General features: G+C 54.0%; 17 protein-coding genes, 1 tRNA gene and 1 pseudogene. 5 read left to right on the forward strand and 14 right to left on the reverse strand.

The features are described from left to right. The first annotated feature begins 133 nt into the window (after positions 1-133). Positions 134-1,930: a gamma-glutamyltransferase gene (ggt, locus tag ABJM21_RS11430; RefSeq protein ID WP_348301676.1), complete on the forward strand. Its 1,797-nt coding sequence runs from the start codon at positions 134-136 to the stop codon at positions 1,928-1,930. 5 nt (positions 1,931-1,935) lie between these two features. Here ggt and ABJM21_RS11435 read toward each other — a convergent pair whose 3' ends face one another. The 7 genes and pseudogenes from ABJM21_RS11435 to ABJM21_RS11465 all read right to left on the reverse strand — a co-directional run bounded on the left by ABJM21_RS11435 (position 1,936) and on the right by ABJM21_RS11465 (position 7,263). Continuing rightward, entirely contained in the window at positions 1,936-2,598 is a 663-nt protein-coding gene (locus ABJM21_RS11435; protein WP_348301023.1) for a cytochrome b/b6 domain-containing protein, read from the reverse strand. Positions 2,599-2,604: 6 nt separating this feature from the next. Continuing rightward, complete coding sequence (locus ABJM21_RS11440) at positions 2,605-3,132, reverse strand: cytochrome c (RefSeq protein ID WP_348301022.1); 528 nt, start codon at positions 3,130-3,132, stop codon at positions 2,605-2,607. 112 nt (positions 3,133-3,244) lie between these two features. Continuing rightward, complete coding sequence (locus ABJM21_RS11445; RefSeq protein WP_348301021.1) at positions 3,245-4,405, reverse strand: acyl-CoA dehydrogenase family protein; 1,161 nt, start codon at positions 4,403-4,405, stop codon at positions 3,245-3,247. Beyond that, on the reverse strand, positions 4,405-5,241 hold the full coding sequence (gene fghA, locus ABJM21_RS11450; protein ID WP_348301020.1) for an S-formylglutathione hydrolase: 837 nt from the start codon (positions 5,239-5,241) through the stop codon (positions 4,405-4,407). Before fghA ends, ABJM21_RS11445 begins: the two co-directional genes overlap by 1 nt. Next, positions 5,238-5,630, reverse strand: coding sequence for a VOC family protein (locus ABJM21_RS11455; RefSeq protein ID WP_348301019.1), 393 nt, complete (start codon positions 5,628-5,630; stop codon positions 5,238-5,240). The genes fghA and ABJM21_RS11455 overlap by 4 nt, the downstream gene beginning before the upstream one ends. Before the next feature lie 22 nt (positions 5,631-5,652). Then, complete coding sequence (locus ABJM21_RS11460) at positions 5,653-6,762, reverse strand: S-(hydroxymethyl)glutathione dehydrogenase/class III alcohol dehydrogenase (RefSeq protein ID WP_348301018.1); 1,110 nt, start codon at positions 6,760-6,762, stop codon at positions 5,653-5,655. 98 nt (positions 6,763-6,860) lie between these two features. After that, positions 6,861-7,263, reverse strand: a pseudogene (locus ABJM21_RS11465) (DUF6456 domain-containing protein). Positions 7,264-7,351: 88 nt separating this feature from the next. On the opposite strand from ABJM21_RS11465, the gene ABJM21_RS11470 reads away from it, so the two are divergent. Both ABJM21_RS11470 and ABJM21_RS11475 read left to right on the forward strand, forming a co-directional pair. Further along, positions 7,352-7,915 (forward strand): helix-turn-helix transcriptional regulator, encoded by a 564-nt coding sequence (locus ABJM21_RS11470; protein WP_348301017.1) that lies wholly within the window; start codon positions 7,352-7,354, stop codon positions 7,913-7,915. 24 nt (positions 7,916-7,939) lie between these two features. Next, the gene (locus ABJM21_RS11475) at positions 7,940-9,115 is read left to right on the forward strand and encodes a glycosyltransferase (RefSeq protein WP_348301016.1); all 1,176 of its coding nucleotides are present in this window, start codon (positions 7,940-7,942) and stop codon (positions 9,113-9,115) included. Here the strand turns inward: ABJM21_RS11475 and ABJM21_RS11480 are convergent, their stop codons facing one another. From ABJM21_RS11480 to yajC, 4 genes are read right to left on the reverse strand one after another with little or no spacing between them, the layout of a single operon-like run. After that, positions 9,116-9,496, reverse strand: a complete 381-nt coding sequence (locus tag ABJM21_RS11480; RefSeq protein ID WP_348301015.1) for an MTH938/NDUFAF3 family protein — start codon at positions 9,494-9,496, stop codon at positions 9,116-9,118. Between the two features lie 13 nt (positions 9,497-9,509). Further along, the gene (gene secF / locus ABJM21_RS11485) at positions 9,510-10,493 is read right to left on the reverse strand and encodes a protein translocase subunit SecF (protein WP_348301014.1); all 984 of its coding nucleotides are present in this window, start codon (positions 10,491-10,493) and stop codon (positions 9,510-9,512) included. 12 nt (positions 10,494-10,505) lie between these two features. Further along, positions 10,506-12,110, reverse strand: coding sequence for a protein translocase subunit SecD (gene secD, locus ABJM21_RS11490; protein ID WP_348301013.1), 1,605 nt, complete (start codon positions 12,108-12,110; stop codon positions 10,506-10,508). Positions 12,111-12,135: 25 nt separating this feature from the next. Continuing rightward, the gene (gene yajC, locus ABJM21_RS11495) at positions 12,136-12,465 is read right to left on the reverse strand and encodes a preprotein translocase subunit YajC (protein ID WP_348301012.1); all 330 of its coding nucleotides are present in this window, start codon (positions 12,463-12,465) and stop codon (positions 12,136-12,138) included. Between the two features lie 301 nt (positions 12,466-12,766). On the opposite strand from yajC, the gene ABJM21_RS11500 reads away from it, so the two are divergent. Then, positions 12,767-12,843 (forward strand) — tRNA-Pro (locus tag ABJM21_RS11500). A gap of 78 nt (positions 12,844-12,921) precedes the next feature. Here the strand turns inward: ABJM21_RS11500 and ABJM21_RS11505 are convergent. Then, a complete protein-coding gene (locus ABJM21_RS11505) occupies positions 12,922-13,326 on the reverse strand; it encodes a hypothetical protein (protein ID WP_348301011.1) in 405 nt (134 codons plus the stop codon). 126 nt (positions 13,327-13,452) lie between these two features. Then, positions 13,453-14,976 (reverse strand): carboxyl transferase domain-containing protein, encoded by a 1,524-nt coding sequence (locus ABJM21_RS11510; RefSeq protein ID WP_348301010.1) that lies wholly within the window; start codon positions 14,974-14,976, stop codon positions 13,453-13,455. Between the two features lie 123 nt (positions 14,977-15,099). Here ABJM21_RS11510 and ABJM21_RS11515 point away from each other — a divergent pair, with 123 nt between their 5' ends. Further along, positions 15,100-16,335 carry a hypothetical protein gene (locus ABJM21_RS11515; protein ID WP_348301009.1) on the forward strand — a complete coding sequence of 412 codons (1,236 nt, stop codon included), beginning with the start codon at positions 15,100-15,102 and terminating at the stop codon, positions 16,333-16,335. An 18-nt stretch (positions 16,336-16,353) separates the two neighbouring features. Here the strand turns inward: ABJM21_RS11515 and ABJM21_RS11520 are convergent, their stop codons facing one another. Continuing rightward, positions 16,354-17,457: an isoaspartyl peptidase/L-asparaginase gene (locus ABJM21_RS11520; protein ID WP_348301008.1), complete on the reverse strand. Its 1,104-nt coding sequence runs from the start codon at positions 17,455-17,457 to the stop codon at positions 16,354-16,356. Between the last annotated feature and the right edge of the window lie 25 nt (positions 17,458-17,482).

The following is a 17,482-nucleotide window of genomic DNA, read 5'->3' on the forward strand; positions in this document are numbered from 1 at the left end:
CTTTTTCGGCCAGACATGATTCGAATTTTCGGTCGATTCTGTGTCGAACCTGTATAAACTGTCAGGAATTCCGGCCTTAATATGAACGAATCGAATAGTGAAAAAAGATAAGGGTTAGGGTTTGCAGGATATGATGAAACGGTTTTTGGCTTTTACCGCGGCGGCGGCTTTTTCCTTTAATCCGGCGTTGGCACAACCGAATATGCCAGAAAGCGGCGTTCAGGAACCCGCTCTTGAAATTGGCGGCGGTGGGCGTCCGGTTGGTGAGGCCTGGGCGCGCAGTCCCGTCTACGCGGCCAATGGCATGGCCGCGACCGCCCATCCGCTAGCCAGCCAGATCGCGATTGATATCCTCAAGAAAGGTGGCACCGCGGTTGATGCCGCAATTGCCGCCAATGCGGCGCTTGGGCTTATGGAACCGACCGGAAATGGCATCGGCGGAGACCTGTTTGCGATAATCTGGGACCCCAAGACCCAAAAGCTTTACGGCCTGAACGCGTCTGGCAAGAGCCCGATGGGCACGTCCTATGAAGAGTTTATCAAGCAGCTGGATGGCCGTGAAACCATCCCGCCCTTCGGTCCGCTGCCGGTCACTGTGCCCGGAACAGTCGATGGCTGGTTTGAGATGCATGAGCGGTTTGGCAAGCTGAGCATGGCCGACATCCTCGCGCCAACAATTGACTATGCCAATGAGGGCCATCCGATTGCGCCAGTGATCGGCTATTATTTCGGCCGCAATCTCAAGCGCTTTGAAGAAAATCTCGACATGATTGGGGAGTTTGACAATGCCCGCGCGACCTATTTTTCGGATGGCGCGCCTGAGGAAGGTAAGATTTTCAAGAATCCCGATCTGGCCAGCACCTTGACCAAGATTGGCCAAGGCGGCCGCGATATATTCTACAAGGGCGAGATCGCCCGGACGATGGACGCCTATTTCAAACGCATTGGTGGCAATCTGCGCTATGAAGATTTTGCCGCGCATAGCAGCAAATGGGTAGAGCCCGGCTGCGTGACCTATCGCAAAGGCTATGAATTGTGTGAACTTCCGCCAAACAGCCAGGGCTTTGCAGCGCTGCAAATGGCCAATATTCTAAAGAATATCGACTTGGCCCAATATCCGCGCGGCAGCGCCGAAGTGCTGCACTATATCACCGAAGCGAAACGGCTTGCATTTGAGGATGTGGCGCGTTTCTATGCCGATCCGGACATGTCCCCTGCCCCGCTCGACTGGCTGCTCAGTGATGCCTATGGCAAAGAGCGTTTCGCGCTGATTGATCCGGCCAAGGCCTCACCGGAATTTGGTCCGGGCGAGCCCAAGCTGGAAGGCGAAGGGGATACAACCTATCTCACCGTGGCCGACAAGGACGGCATGATGGTATCGCTCATCCAGTCCAATTATCGCGGCATGGGCAGCGGTCTGGTCGCCGACGGACTGGGTTTCATGTTTCAGGATCGCGGCGAACTTTACTCGCTCGATCCAGAGCATCCCAATGTCTATGCGCCAGGCAAACGTCCGTTCCAGACGATCATCCCGGCCTTCATGAAAAAGGATGGCAAACCTTATATGTCCTTTGGCCTAATGGGCGGCGGCATGCAGCCGCAGGGCCATGTGCAGGTGATGATCAACATGGTCGACTATGGCATGAACCTGCAGGAAGCGGGTGATGCCGCACGGCTCAATCATGATGGCGGACGGCAATCGACCGATGATCTGGCCGGCACCGGCGCTGATCTGCTCGGCACGCTGAATGTGGAACCGGGTATCTCAGATGCGACTGTCGAGCAGCTCACGGCGATGGGGCACAAGGTCAAGCGGGTCGATAATGGCGCAATGTTTGGTGGCTATCAGGCGATTGTCCGCGATCCGGAAACCGGGGTCTATCATGGTGCCACTGAAATGCGGAAGGACGGGCAGGCGCTGGGTTATTAAAGCCGCTAACCGGCGTTGATGATTGCGTAAAGGCTGGCGGCAACGATGACCACACTGGCAATGAGGGCCATGGGGCGTACTTTTACGGTCGATACCGGCTCGACATCGCCGCGGCGGCCGGTGACCATCGGGCGAACCAAGTCGTCTTTCAGGACAAACCGATAGATGGCGACGGCGATAATATGCAGCGCCACCAGCGCCACCAATATGTTGAAGTTCAGTTCATGGAAATCGGCTATCTCCCGGCCAGTTTTGAAACTGATCAGAATTGCCAAGGGCCCAGATTCAAGCCCATCGACATCCACGGAAAACAGACCGGTTCCAACCTGAATGGACAAAGCCGCCAACAGGGCAAAAACGGCTAGCGAACCAATCGGACTATGTCCAAAAGACGGACCATTCCGGCACGCAATCAGGCCGCGAACATAAGCTGGCACCGATCGCAACCGTTTAATCATAGGCACAAAGCGGGCTGTCCAACTGCCTATCACACCCCAAACTAACCGGAACAGGATCAGAGCAAACATCGTCAGACCCAGCCGCCTGTGCCAGTCCATCATGCCTTCTTCAGCTGTCCACCACATCAGCGGGATGAGCAGGACGATCAGCCAGTGAAACAGGCGGATCGTCCAGTCCCAGACCAGTGTCTGTGCCCTGTCGGCGGTCATCGCAGGCTAGTCGTCCAGACGATAATCATCATGACAGGCTTTGCAGGTACCGCCTGTAGTTTTGAACGCCTCGCCAATGGCGGCTATGTCGCCGCCTTGAGCTGCGGTATTGAGAGCCGCGGCGGCTTCCTGCATATTGCCGACCTTCTCTTGAAAGTCAGGCATATTTTCCCAAATCGATGGAAGTGCATCAGTATCGATACCGGATTCAGGGCCACTGCCTTCAGGGAACCAGTCAGCCATGCCTTGCGTCGCTTCCGGAACGGCAGCGGCTGCTTCTTGTATAACTGCAATATCCGGGCTGCCAGCCTTCAACTGATCGCTAATCGCTTTGAACGCATCGCCGACTTTTTCCAGTTGACCCTGGCGCGCTTCAATCTGCTCCTTGATCGTCATCCCATTGGGCAATTGTGCGCTCGCCGCTTCGCTAGAAGCTTCAGAAGCGGCTTCTGATCCGCCACTTTCACCACATGCTGTGAGTATCATTACAGCAGCGATAGCCGGGGCTGCAGTCTTTACCCTAAGAGTTTTCATCAAGGCCTCCTAAATTATTTTGGGTCCCAAAGGATGTTGGGATTGATTGGAATTACAGTAAAATCAACAATCTGACCAGTCCCGATGAAGTCATAATTAACAAGGGCAATGACTAATAGGAACGTGGCAGATCCAGGACATGCTCGGCAAGATAGGAAAGGATCAGGTTCGTCGAGATCGGTGCAATTTGATAGAGCCGCGTCTCGCGCCATTTGCGTTCAATGTCATAATCCTCGGCAAAAGCAAAACCGCCATGCGTCTGCATACACGATTCTCCCGCCGCCCATGATGCTTCAGATGCCAGCATTTTCGCCATATTGGCTTCCGCCGCCATCCCTTCACCAGCATCGAACATCGCTGCAGCTTTGCGCACCATAAGGTCGGCTGCTTCGGTTTGTGCATAACTGCGCGCGATGGGGAATTGAACGCCCTGATTTTGACCTATCGGCCGATCGAATACTTCCCGCTCGCTGGCATAGTGCGAAGCCTTTTTGGTGAACCAGCGCGCGTCACCGATACATTCGGCCGCGATCAACACCCGTTCGGCATTCATACCGTTGAGGATGTAGCGAAGCCCCTTGCCTTCCTCGCCAATAATATTGGTCGCGGGCACCCGCAGGTCATCAAAGTAAACTTCGGTGGTGCTGTGATTGATCATCGTGCGGATGGGCTTGATGGTTAGGCCATTGCCAACCGCTTCCCGCATATCAACGATAAACACTGACAGGCCATCCGTCCGTTTCTGCACCTGATCCTGCGGTGTGGTCCGCGCCAGCAAGACCATCAGATCGCTATATTCCGCGCGGCTGGTCCAGACCTTTTGGCCGTTGATCACATAGTCATCACCATCACGCACGGCGGTGGTTTTGAGGCCTAGTGTATTGGTGCCGCTACCCGGTTCCGTTACGCCAAAGGCCTGCAGTCTTAGTTCGCCGGTTGCGATTTTGGGCAGATATTGCTGTTTCTGTGCATCGCTACCATCGCGTAAAATGGTGCCCATGATATACATTTGCGCATGGCAGGCACTGGCGTTGCAGCCGCTGCTGTGAATTTCTTCAAGAATGGCCGCTGCCCCAGTAAGCCCAAGGCCGCTGCCACCATATTCTTCGGGGATAAGGGCAGCAAGAAAGCCAGCCTTGGTCAGCGCATCAACAAATTCCTCAGGATAAGCGCGCTCCCGATCTTTTTCCCGCCAGTAACTGCCCGGAAAATCGCCGCATAATGCCCTCACGGCTTCACGCATCTGCGCTATGTCTGGCGTATCAGTCCACATTAGAGGCGATCCGCATGCCAGCGCAAATGGTCATCCATGAAGGTCGAGATGGTGAAATAGCTATGATCATATCCTTCGCGCATGTTGAGCGTCAGAGGGATAGCGGCCCGTTCGCACGCGGCCACTAGCAAATTTGGTTTGAGCTCCTCTTCAAGAAACTGATCCACCGTGCCTTGATCCACCAATATATCAGCAACCCGCGCGCCGTCTTCGATCAACGCGCAGGCATCATAGTCTCGCCATACTGCTTGATCAGCACCGAGATAACTGCCCAGAGCCTTATGCCCCCACGGACAATTAAGCGGGGAGACAATCGGCGCAAAAGCTGAAACACTTTTGAACCGATCGGGATTGCGCAACCCGATGGTCAGAGCACCGTGACCGCCCATGCTGTGACCAAATATGCCTTGCCGCTCCATATCCGCTGGAAATTCTTGCGCAATCAGTTTGGGTAGTTCTTGCTCAATATAGCTGCGCATGCGGAAGTTGGCTGCCCACGGCTCTTCGGTCGCATCGACATAAAAGCCGGCACCTTGCCCCATGTCATAGCCTTCGTCGTCCGGCACTGCTTCACCGCGCGGTGAAGTATCGGGGCAGACTATGATCAGCCCCAATTCACTGGCCAACCGGCGATATTCGCCTTTGTCCATGACATTGGCGTGGGTGCAGGTCAGCCCGGACAGATACCAAAGCACTGGTAGTCTCGCGCCATCCTCATGCTCAGGCACGAAAACAGCGAAAGTCATATCGGTGCCGGTTTTGGCGGAGGCATGGGAGTAGACCCCCTGCACTCCGCCAAAAGCTCTATTTTCGGAAACTGTCTTCAGTATGCTCATCCGGGTCGATACATCGCGCACAGTTTATGACCATCAGGATCGCGAACATAGGATAAGTGCATTTCACCCATTGTTGAGCTTCTTGGACCGGGAGGATCTTCAATAGATTTCGCGCCATTGTCGATCGCGACATCATGAAACTCCTTCACCTGCTCCGGAGAGGAACAAGCAAAACCAATTGTCGCACCGTTAGCGACTGTCGCAGACTGACCGTCAATCGGTTGGCTCACGCTAAAAATATTACTGTTATGAATATAGAATAGCCGGGTCGTGCCGTCTTCCTTCACATCCACCATTGGCTCACCCGCACCCAGCGTGCCAAGCACAGCGTTATAAAATGACTTTGATCTTTCGATGTTATTGGAACCAACCATTACGTGACTGAACATGTCTCTCTCCTCGTTTAATTTCTTAGAAAACCACGACGCTGCGGATGCTCTCACCCGCATGCATCAAATCAAAACCTTTGTTAATTTCTTCCAATGTCAGCGTGTGTGTGATCATCGGATCGATCTCGATCTTGCCATTTACATACCAGTCGACAATTTTCGGCACATCTGTTCGCCCGCGAGCACCGCCGAAGGCGGTTCCTTTCCAGACGCGGCCTGTAACGAGTTGAAAAGGTCGTGTTGAAATTTCCTTACCTGCCTCTGCCACGCCAATGATGATGCTTTCGCCCCAACCGCGGTGACAGGCCTCCAGCGCTTGGCGCATCACATCGGTATTTCCGGTACAATCAAATGTATAATCGGCACCACCATCGGTCAGCGCGACCAGATGTTCAACGATATCACCGTCAATCTTGGCCGGATTGACAAAATGAGTCATTCCAAATTTTTGGCCCCAATCTTCTTTATCGTCATTTAGGTCGACACCAATGATTTTGTCCGCACCCACCATGCGCGCACCCTGAATCACGTTAAGGCCAATACCGCCCAGTCCAAACACAATGACATTGGCCCCCGGCTCAACCTTGGCCGTATTGGTGACTGCGCCGACACCCGTCGTCACGCCGCAACCGATATAGCAGGTCTTGTCAAACGGAGCATCGTCACGGATTTTTGCGACCGCAATTTCCGGCAGCACAATGAAATTGGAGAAAGTGGAGCAACCCATATAATGATAAATCGCTTCGCCCTTATAGGACATGCGGCTCGTCCCGTCAGGCATCAAACCCTGCCCCTGTGTCGCGCGAATGGCGGTGCACAAGTTGGTCTTGCCGGAGAGGCAGGATTTACACTGGCGGCATTCCGGCGTGTAAAGCGGGATGACATGATCATCCGGTGCCACCGATGTGACACCAGCGCCCACTTCGCGGACAATTCCGGCGCCTTCATGCCCCAATACGCTCGGAAACTTGCCCTCACTGTCCAGACCATCAAGCGTATAGGCATCGGTGTGGCAGATACCGGTGGCCATGATCTCGACCAACACTTCGCCCGCTTTCGGACCTTCCAAGTCCAGTTCGACAATTTCCAATGGTTTCTTGGCTTCAAACGCAACGGCAGCGCGAGTTTTCATAGGGCAGCACTTCCTGACAGGTGGGTTGGCCTATGACCTTATCTTATCGCCGCACGCAATCAACTGGATTTCGATTTTCATCTCCATTATTAGCAAAGCTAACCTTCTCCCGGCATTCGATAAAAACTCGCCAGCCGGTCGAGCGCTATTTTCAGCACCAGCTTCCCCGATCGCGCTGGCCAGCCGAGATCTTTCTCCGCTGCGGGAACGCCCTCGCCTGCGCAGATAATCCTCCAGGCGATGTCTGACAAATCGCTGCCCAGATAGACAATCGCATTATCAAAACGCTGCTTCGCGGCAATCTGCGCTTCAGTTGCATTCAGCATCTCTGGGGCCGCGCGCATGAAGCCAAGCTAGCGGTGATTCCGACAGGTTAACCGTCAAACTGCGCGCAGGGCATTTTCGGGCATCGGCCTTGGCGCGATCCCTGCCATCCTTGGGCAATGGCCGTTCCACCAATATGCGAGGATCTTTAACTTCATTAGTTCTGGCTGAGGACATAGTGATCTCCGTTTCAAATAACACGAATCTCCCTTGCCATTTTGGCAAATATGTAGGAAAGAAAAAACCATATAGGTTGGAGATAGGAATGATTAACCGCATAAGAGATGCTCGTAAGGTCAAGGGACTGACGCTGGATGATGTCGCGAAGCGCTGCAATCCAACGACCACCGCCCAAACCATCGGACGGCTGGAAACCGGCATGCGGACATTGTCCTTGGATTGGCTCAACCGGATTGCCGATGCGCTTGGCGTTGACAGCGCGGAATTGCTTGCCTTGCCGGATCAGGATGAGTTACCGGTTGCTGCGATACTTGATCACAAAGGCGCGCATGCGCTTAAAAAGACCGAAGCTATTTCTCAGCCGACCATAGAGACGGATATGGTTGCCCTGCGCGTCAAAAGCAGCGTTGGCGACTATCGCTCTGGCGATGACGTTTGGCTGTCGCGCCGCACGCCGGATCAATATGGCCCGGCGCTGAACCGCGATATCTTGGTACCGCGTCCCGCTGGGCGCTTTCTGTTTGGTCGCCTGATTGGGCGCGAGGGTGATATGATACAGGTTTTGCCACTTGGCAGCGGCGCGCGACAACAAGTCGTCAAAGACCCCGAATGGATTGGAGTTGCTGTGCGTCTGGTAAGGGCGCTTTAAAGGCTTTGCTCTAAAGCCGTCCCCATGTCCCGCCCGCTCAACATATTGACGCTATCAACATTGTACCCGAATGCGGTGTCGCCCAATTTCGGTATTTTTGTTGAACGGCAAACAGCCGAATTGGCGAACCGGGCTGAAGCGAACGTGACGGTCATCAACCCCATCGGAATTCCGCCGCCGCCATTGAGAGGCCTTGCGCCCTATCGTGCGCTTTCCGAGCTACCCGATCACGAACAATGGCGTGGGCTGAATGTCCATCGCCCTCATTTCACGTTGATCCCGAAACTCAGCGGTACAAAAAATCCTGAAAAGATCGCATCAGCAATCCTACCGCTGGTCCAAAGGCTCCATGCAGAAAAGCCATTTGACCTGATTGATGCGGAGTTTTTCTATCCCGATGGCCCCGCAGCGATACGATTGTCGGCGGCCCTGGACATCCCTTTCACAATCAAAGCCCGCGGCGCGGATATCCATCATTGGGGCAGCGATCCCAAATGCCTGCCCCAGATATTATCTGCAGCGGAAAAAGCATCGGGTTTGTTGGCAGTTTCTAACGCGCTAAAACAAGATATGATTACCCTCGGCATGGATGGTGATAAAATCACCGTCCATTATACCGGTCTTGACCAGCAGAAATTCAAACCCGTTGATCGTGCTGCTGCCAAACAGGAACTAAATGTAGAAGGCCCCCTAATCATCTGTGTTGGCGCTCTTATCAAGCGTAAGAACCAGGCGCTGGTTATCGAGGCCATGACATCATTTCCGGGTGCTACTCTTATGCTTGCTGGTGTTGGTAAGGAGGAAAAAGGGTATCGGGCACTGGCGAACAAACTAGGCATCCAAGATCGCATTCGCTTTCTTGGTAGTGTCCCCCATGATGATTTGCCAAAGTTGGTAGCAGCGGCGGACATTTCCATATTGCCGTCAAAATCCGAAGGACTGGCTAATGCTTGGGTAGAAGCGCTTTCCTGCGGCACACCGATTATCATCAGCGAAGCCGGTGGTGCACGAGAACTGATATGCTCCGATATTGCCGGCCGGGTTGTGGAACAAAATAGCCTTGCGATTATTGAGGCCATCAAAGCCATTCTGGCCGCCCCACCGGCACAAAGCGAAGTGCGTGCTAGTGTCAGTCACTTTAGCTGGAAAAACAATGGTGACGAGTTGGTGAAGCTATTCGCTAAGATTGCGCAACGCTAGTTAACGAAGCGGCAGGAATGCGCCGATGATCCAGCGTTCTTCGGCCCGCAATACGCCCCAAGCGCGCGCCGCCGCCCGGCTATCCATAACTTCTATGCCGAGCTTCGCTGTTTCAGCTGCGCGGCGAAAGGCCGCTGGTGGTTGCTCCATCTTTGTGCCGCTACCAAATAACAAAAATTCAGGAACCGGAAACAAGTTAAGGGCAGCAATAATATCCGTCAGATTCAGATCGTCGCGTGCAGGCGCGTTCCAAGACTGCGCCTGTTCCGGCGACAGAAGCAGGCCGTTATCAAAGCGCTGATCGCCGATTTTATACCCATTGGGTGTAAAGCCGGTTACGATCGGCCCTTCAAATTCAACGTCGCGTCTGAGTTCTACCATCAACTTCAGCCAATCAGCCGACTTCTTCCGGGCCACCCAATTTTTCAGCCCGATCGCCTGCCGTTTCCGGAGGAATGAAGCTGTCAGGGCCGACTTTCAGCCAGATCAAGATTGGCGCTGCCATATAAACGGATGAATAGGTGCCAATCAACACGCCGAGGAACATCGCCGCCGAGAAACCGAAAATCACATCTGGTCCCCAGACCATCAAAGCAATCAGCGCGATCAACATAGTCAAGCTGGTCATCACTGTACGTGCCAGTGTTTCATTGACCGACAGGTCGAGCAGCGCGATAATATCCATCTTCCGATATTTCTTTAGATTTTCCCTGATCCGGTCATAAACGACGATCGTATCATTTAGTGAATAACCAATAATCGTAAGTAGGGCGGCCACAATATTGAGGTTAAACTCAAGCTGCGTCAGCGCGAAAAACCCGAAGGTCAGCGCAACGTCGTGGAACAATGCAAACAGCGCCCCGGCACCAAATTGCCACTCAAACCGGATCCAAATATAGAGCGTAATCGCGAGCATCGCGCCAACTAATGACCAAACACCTTTGGACAAAAGTTCCTCTGACACCTTGCCAGAAACAGAATCCACACCGTCGATACGAACATCAGGATAATCTGCCTTCAACATAAGAGTAATTTCATCAGCCATCGTGTTGGCTAGCTCTGGCTCCTGATCCGCGCCGTCAGGTAGCTTCATGCGGATCGACACCTCATTCGGCTCGCCGAAGCGTTGGATGGTTGGATCCCCGTAACCCAGTGCGCCGACTTTTTCGCGCAATTCGGTAATTGGCGCATCTGCAGTCTGTGTGAAAGTTGTCCGGATCATCTGACCGCCAACGAAATCAACACCAAAGTTCAACCCGCGCTGGGCAACCAATGCCATGGAGCCAATGATCATCAAAATGCTGATAGCAACGGCTATATTCCGCCACTTCAGGAATGCGATGTTGGTATTATCGGGAACAAGTTTGAGAAGTTTCATGACCATTCCCTCCTATATGACCAGCTCTTGCGGACGGGTGCGGCGCAACCACAGCGCGACCAGCATCCGCGTCACAACAACGGCGGTAAAGACTGATGTGATAATCCCGATAATCAGAACCACGGCGAAACCGCGAACCGGACCGGAACCAAATATAAACAAGAGCAAACCGGCGATGACGTTGGTGATATTGGCGTCAAAAATCGCGCGAGAGGCCTCTTTATAGCCGACCTCTACCGCTTGCACGACCCGCCTACCCCGGCGCCGTTCCTCGCGTATTCGCTCGTTAATCAGTACGTTCGCGTCCACCGCCGAGCCAACCGTCAGGATGAAGCCGGCAATGCCTGGCAGCGTCAACGTCGCATTGAAAATAGCCATGACCCCCAGGATTAGAAACAAGTTCAGTGCCAGTGCAAAGTTCGCATAAAAGCCAAAGCGGCCATAAGTCACAACCATGAATGCCAGCACCGCCGCTGTACCAATGATCGCGGCGATCATACCTTTACGGATGGAATCAGCTCCAAGGTCAGGGCCCACAGTGCGTTCTTCGACAACCTGCAGTTCCACAGGCAAAGCACCTGAGCGCAACGCGATCGAAAGCTGGTTGGCTCCTTCCACGGTGAAGTTTCCGGAAATTTGCGCCGACCCGCCCAAAATCGGTTCGTTGATATTGGGAGCAGATAAAACCACACCATCCAAGATGATCGCAAACGGACGACCGACATTATTCTGGGTTAGACGAGCAAATTTTGCACCGCCTTCGGTATCAAAGGTTATGTTTACAACCGGTGCGTTGGTTTCTTGATCAAAGCCTTGACCAGCATCGGTGAGTTTGTCACCGGAAATACCGCCAAGGCGTTTGACCGCAATATTCGGCAACCCGGCTGGGTTATCGGGATAAGGAAATATCTGACTGCCAACCGGCGGACGCCCTGCCGTGACGGCGTTGGGATCAGCCTCAAAATCGACAAGTTTGAATTCCAATTTAGCGGTTTTACCAAGCAGTTCCTTCAACGCCTCCGGGTCTTCCAGGCCCGGCACTTGAACTACGATCCGGGTGTCCCCTTGACGGATAATGGTTGGTTCGCGCGTTCCCATTTCATCGATGCGCCGCCGGATTACATCCGTCGCCGTGTCCATCGCATTATCTACCGCATTATCGAGACCAGCAGATGTGGGAGAAACAACAAAGCGCGTATCGTCCCGTACTTCTATGTCCCAATCCCGTTGGCCAGTAAGCCCTGCGCCGGTGGTCAAAGGCAATAAAGCTTCACGCGCGGCATCCACCTGAGTTGAATCGCGCACCATGAAAGACAGCACGCCATCTTTGCGAGAGATATCACCGATATTAATACGCGGGCTTGCGCGCCGCATTTCCGCACGCACAGACTCTTCCATTGTTTCCAAACGTGTTTCGCCCACATCAGCTGGATCGGCTTCCAAAAGAATGTGACTACCACCAGACAGATCCAGCCCCAGATTGATTGTCTCATCCGGCAGAAAGGACGGCCAGTATTTATGGCTTTCGCCAAAAAACAGGCTGGGAAGCGACATCAGCACGCCGAAAGCCAATAACAAGGATATGGAAATGACTTTCCAGCGCGGGAAATCTAACATCGTAAAACTATCCGTTCCCTAGGGTTTAATCGTTGGCCGGTTTGCCGCTACCGCGTGGCGTAACATCTGATAACGTAGCCTTAACCGCTTTCACGCGAATACCTTTGGCAATTTCAACCTCGACATATTCATCATCGACTTTCATTGCCTTGCCGACCAGCCCGCCGCCGGTCACAACTTCATCATTTTTCTGAACGGCCGAAATTTTTCCTTGATGCTCTTTCATTTTCTTTTGCTGCGGACGGATCAACAGGAAATAGAAAACGGCAAATATCAAAACCAGTGGCATGATCGAAACAAGAAATCCGCCGGCTCCACCGGAAGCTGCCTGCGCCGTGATCAAAAGTGAAGTCATTTCAATATCCCCAATATAACGGCCTGATTTTCAGGCCCATGGACCGCCAATATTACTTACGCAAAGCGCCGGTCATTAATGCTGCGCGCGCCTATCACGCACCCCCGGTGAAAGCAATCTCTTAGCAAAAGGAAAGCAATCTAACCGGGCGCACCCAAGACGCTTACAGGTAAATGGGAACCGCTCTGCAGGAGATCAAGTAGTCGCAAATATGAACGATGAAGCCATGCCCAAAGAACTTGCCAAGAATAGCAGACCGCCATATAGGCGCTGGCTCGGTCGGCAATGCCGCATCGAAGGTCGGGACGTAGCGCAGCCTGGTAGCGCATCACACTGGGGGTGTGGGGGTCGGAGGTTCGAATCCTCTCGTCCCGACCATTTTTTTCGGCCTTTGCCGCCCCATATCCTTGAACTGCACCACAACGCCGATTTCGGAATACCAAATTGGTCGCCCGGCTATTCACCCATTTCACGGCGCTCAGCAAACCATTGCCGCAGCAGCGCAGCTCGGCAGCCAGACCAGCCATTGGTGCCAACAACCGAGCAGCTATTGGGACGAGAGGGCCGTGCCGCTTCTTCATGAGATGCCACGGTAGAGGACCAACTTTGCTCGCCGCCGCTTTCCTCTTCCGCTTGCCTCAATTCTTTGGGAATCCGGTAGCGCTCGGATTCCGGCCGCTGCGCACAGACCACAATTTCGTCGGGCTCCCCTTCCGGACAAATGTCATCGCCATAGGTCACCAAAACGGAAAACCGCTCCGGCGTATCCACCTGTTTTGCAGTTTCGGCCCCGGCATTAGCGTTCCAGAAAAGACTAGCCAGGATGATGAAACCGGTTTTCGAAATAGGAGCAAGGGACATAATATTACCTTTCAGCCTTTCGGCTTGTAAACGATGGTCCCAGTAACAGGCACCGAATGTGATAATATTATGGATGTTGCGGCAGGCTGAATGAGCCGGATCATTTTTTTACTGCTGGCAATCTGGTCATTCCCCGTCCAGTTTCCGCCACGCCAGATCGGCAAATTCACACAATAATGGCCGGGTTTCCCTTGGATCGATAATGTCTTCGACGCTGAACTGTTCCGCCGTGCGGAAGGGCGATGTCACCAGATTGAGCTTCGCCTTTATCTCTTCCAACCGTGCCGCCGGATCTTCCGACGCCTCGATATCCGCTTTATAGGCGACCTCGAGCCCACCAGCGATAGGAAGCGAACCCCAATCCCCGCTCGGCCAGGCAAAACGATATTGGAAATTCTCCGCGTTGGACATAGCGCTGCCCGCAATCCCATAAGCGCGGCGGACGATGATGCTGGCCCATGGAACCGTTGCTTTATAGACCGCGTTCATAGCCTGCACCCCATAACGGATCGTGCCGGTGCGTTCGGCGTCCTCGCCAATCATGAAGCCGGGATTGTCGACCAGATGGACGACGGGTAGGCGAAATTGATCCGCCAGCTTGGCGAAGCGTTCTACCTTCTCCGACGACTTGGCTTCCCAGCTCCCACCAAGGAAACTGGGATCATTGGCGAGCACTGCAACCGGGTAGCCATCCAGCCGTGCAAAGGCGGTAATTGCCGCCCTGCCCCAGCGCTTACCCATCTCAAAAACTGTCCCTTTGTCGAAAACGGAATCCATGATCTTGCGCATGGAATAAACCTCTTTATCCCCGCGCGGAACGGCGGAGAGCAAAACTTCATCGCGGCGACTGGCGGGATCTCCCGTAACCACACGCTCGGCACGCTGGTCGATATTGCTCGGCAGGTAAGAGAGAAATTTGCGCGCCGTGGCAAAGGCTTCGGCCTCGCTGCCAACTTCTTCATCAACCACGCCATTGCGCGTGTGGATCTCGCTGCCGCCTAATTCTTCCTTGGTCAGATTATCACCAATCGCAGCAGCGACTGCAGGACCAGCGGCGAAAAGCTGAGACAATCCGCGCACCATTATTGAGTAATGGCTTGCTACGGTGCGGGCCGCGCCCATGCCAGCCGTTGGTCCAAGTGCCAGTGCCACAACCGGAACGGTTTCCTGGTTTTTGATGATATCTTCCCAGCCGGGTACCGCTGGCACATAGGTAAAGCCCATATCCTCGAGCGATTTGACCGAGCCACCGCCGCCCGTACCATCAATCATCCGGATCATCGGAATACCCAGCGTGTGCGCCATTTTCTCGCATTGGGTGAACTTTCGATGCAGCGCCGCGTCCGCCGCGCCTCCTCTGACGGTAAAGTCATCGGCGCTGGCCACCACCGGACGGCCTTCAATATTCGCGCGGCCAAAGATCAGGTTGCTCGGAGCAAAATCCTCAAATTCCGCTTTATCATTATAAGTCCCGCGTCCGGCTATCTTGCCAATCTCACGAAAGCTGCCTTCGTCCACGATACCGGCAATCCGGGCACGCGCATCAAGTTTGCCCCGCCCATGCTGGCGAGAAACTTTTTCCTCGCCGCCCATTTTTTCCGCAAGACGTTGCCGCTCACGCAGTTCTTCAATTTCGGGTTTCCATGCCATCCTGCGGGTTTAACCGAGTGATTAAGCGAGGGGAAGCGGGAATTTGCAACCGCTTTCGAAGATGGATTTACATTTACTGTATTAGCGATATAAATCACTAAATCAATCAACGGGAGAAATGATATGCGGATGTTTTTTGCGGCGCTATCGGGAATAGTCGCACTGGCAATCACGGCACCGGCAATGGCCGAAGAGGTGACCGCGCCAGCCTTGGACATTCCGATCTGGGAAATCTCATTCGGACCGGATGGATTGTCCGGTCCCGGTGCCAATATCTTGCGGCCAGAGATAGCGAGAGCCCAATTTGTCGCGCTGGGCGAGGATCATGGTTTTGCGGATTCGCCGGAACTGGGTCGCGGTCTGGCCGCCGAGATGAAAAAATATGGCCGCGCCTATCATGCTGTCGAAATCGGCCCCTGGTCGGGCAAGATTGTGCAGCAAGCGCTGCGTACCGATGGCGTGACCGGTGTCGCCACACTGGTAGCGGGCAAGCCGATCGCCCTGCCCTTCGTCAGCAACCGCGAAGATGCCCTGCTCGCTAATGATTTTGCCGAGCCCGAAGGTACGGTGGACCTTTGGGGCATTGATCAGGAATTTATCGGCGCGCCGACAATCCTGTTGGAAGAGTTAAAAGCCATGGCCCCGAACGCCGCTGCGCGTGAGGCAACGGATAGCTTGCTGCAGAAAGACCTTGCCGCTGTGGCTGCCGCTGATCAGAAAGGCCTGCTGATGTTGTCGGCACCGCCCGCAACTTTTGCCGATCTGCGCGCCAAATTTACTGGTTCCCCGGAAGCGCAGGCGATTATTGATTCTCTGGCGGAAAGCGCCGTCATCTATCAGCACAACAATGCTCGTCGCTATTTCGCCAATAATGCGGACCGCATCGCCTTGATGCACCGCTTATTTTTACAGCAATATCATGAGGCAGAAGAGCCTGCCCCGCGCGTGCTATTGAAAATGGGTGCCTATCACCTCGGACGCGGGACCACGCCTACCAAGATGTTTGATATCGGATCAATACTGCCGGGGATGGCCGCCGCGAACCAGATGCAATCGCTGCACATCGCCTTTAGCGGTCTCAGCGGTGAGCAACTGACCATGCGGCCTTCATCGGAAGGCTATACGCAAGTCAAGGCGGTGGATGACAAGATCATCACACCCATCCTCGAAGCAGCGCAGATTGACAGCGCCCGGATTGGCGATACCGGCCACTATCTGATCCCGCTCGCCCCAATCCGGCGCAAGTTGGAGAGCAAGGGGATAAATGAGTTGTCGACCTTCAGTAAATTTGTGGTGCTAGGCTTTGACTATATCATCACGACGAAAGCAGCAAAAGCCGCGACGCCGATGGGGGATTAGGTGACGACTTTCTAAACCCTATTCCTCATCCCCATATATCGAAACACTCGCCGCTCCATCACTCGTAGCGCGGCCGCGGTACATTCCCGGAGTGTTAAAACTGTAACCGGCTTGCCCCCATGGCGTGGCAAAGATGATCCCGCCGGTGCCACCGATTTGGCCCAGTTCCGCTATCACTTCGTCCGCGATTTTTTGAACGGCTTCGTCATTCAACCTCACGTTGCCTAGGCGAAACTTAACCGCTTTCTCTTGATTCTTCCGCTTTAAGATCGCTTTTTCCGCCATTTTCTCAGTGTTCCGGATGCGTATCTTTATGCGTGTGCAAATCTCGTGCGCAACGCCCAACCTAATGAAATATTCGCCAGCACCGGTTGCCGAAATAGCACAGCTCCGGTTATCTGCATAAGTCCCGGCACCAATGACCGGGCTATCGCCAATCCTGCCCCAGCGTTTGGCCGTCATTCCGCCCGTGCTCGTCCCAGCGGCCATATTGCCATTGCTGTCCATTGCTACCGCTCCGACGGTGCCGAATTTATAATCGACGTCTTTAACGCTTACCTGCTTAGCCAGCACATCTTCAATCTGTTTCAGGCGGCGGGGCGTTGCGTAGTAATCAGGCGTTACCTGCTCCAACCCCTGCTCGCGGCTGAACTGATCGGCCCCTTTGCCGGACAGCATGACATGCGGGCTTTTATCTTTCACGGCACGGGCCAATAAAATCGGATTTTTGGTCGCGGTTACACCAGCGACCGCACCAGCCGACAGATCGCTGCCGTCCATGATGCTGCTATCCAGTTCGTTAGTCTTGTCCCAAGTGAAAACCGCGCCCTTACCCGCGTTGAAATTGGGATCATTTTCAAGCAGCACTATAGTGGCTGTAATCGCCTCCATAGCGTTGCCACCAGCTTTCAGGATTTTGGAACCCTCCGCCAAAGCTGCATTCAAAGCAGTGCGAATTTCCGCGTCCTTTTCTGGTGTGATCTTGTCTCGCTCAATCGTACCGGCACCGCCGTGAATAGCGATCGACCAGCTTACATCGTCATCTTTTTGCGCGGCTGCATTGGTGCTGAACGCCAGCGCGGCCATTGTTAAAACCGGTGCGATAATTGCGAACTTGAACATGAAGCGGCTCCTTTGCACACAGGTG

It is taken from the genome of Parasphingorhabdus sp. (genome assembly GCF_039977335.1).
In the GTDB taxonomy this organism is placed as follows: Bacteria; Pseudomonadota; Alphaproteobacteria; order Sphingomonadales; family Sphingomonadaceae; genus Parasphingorhabdus.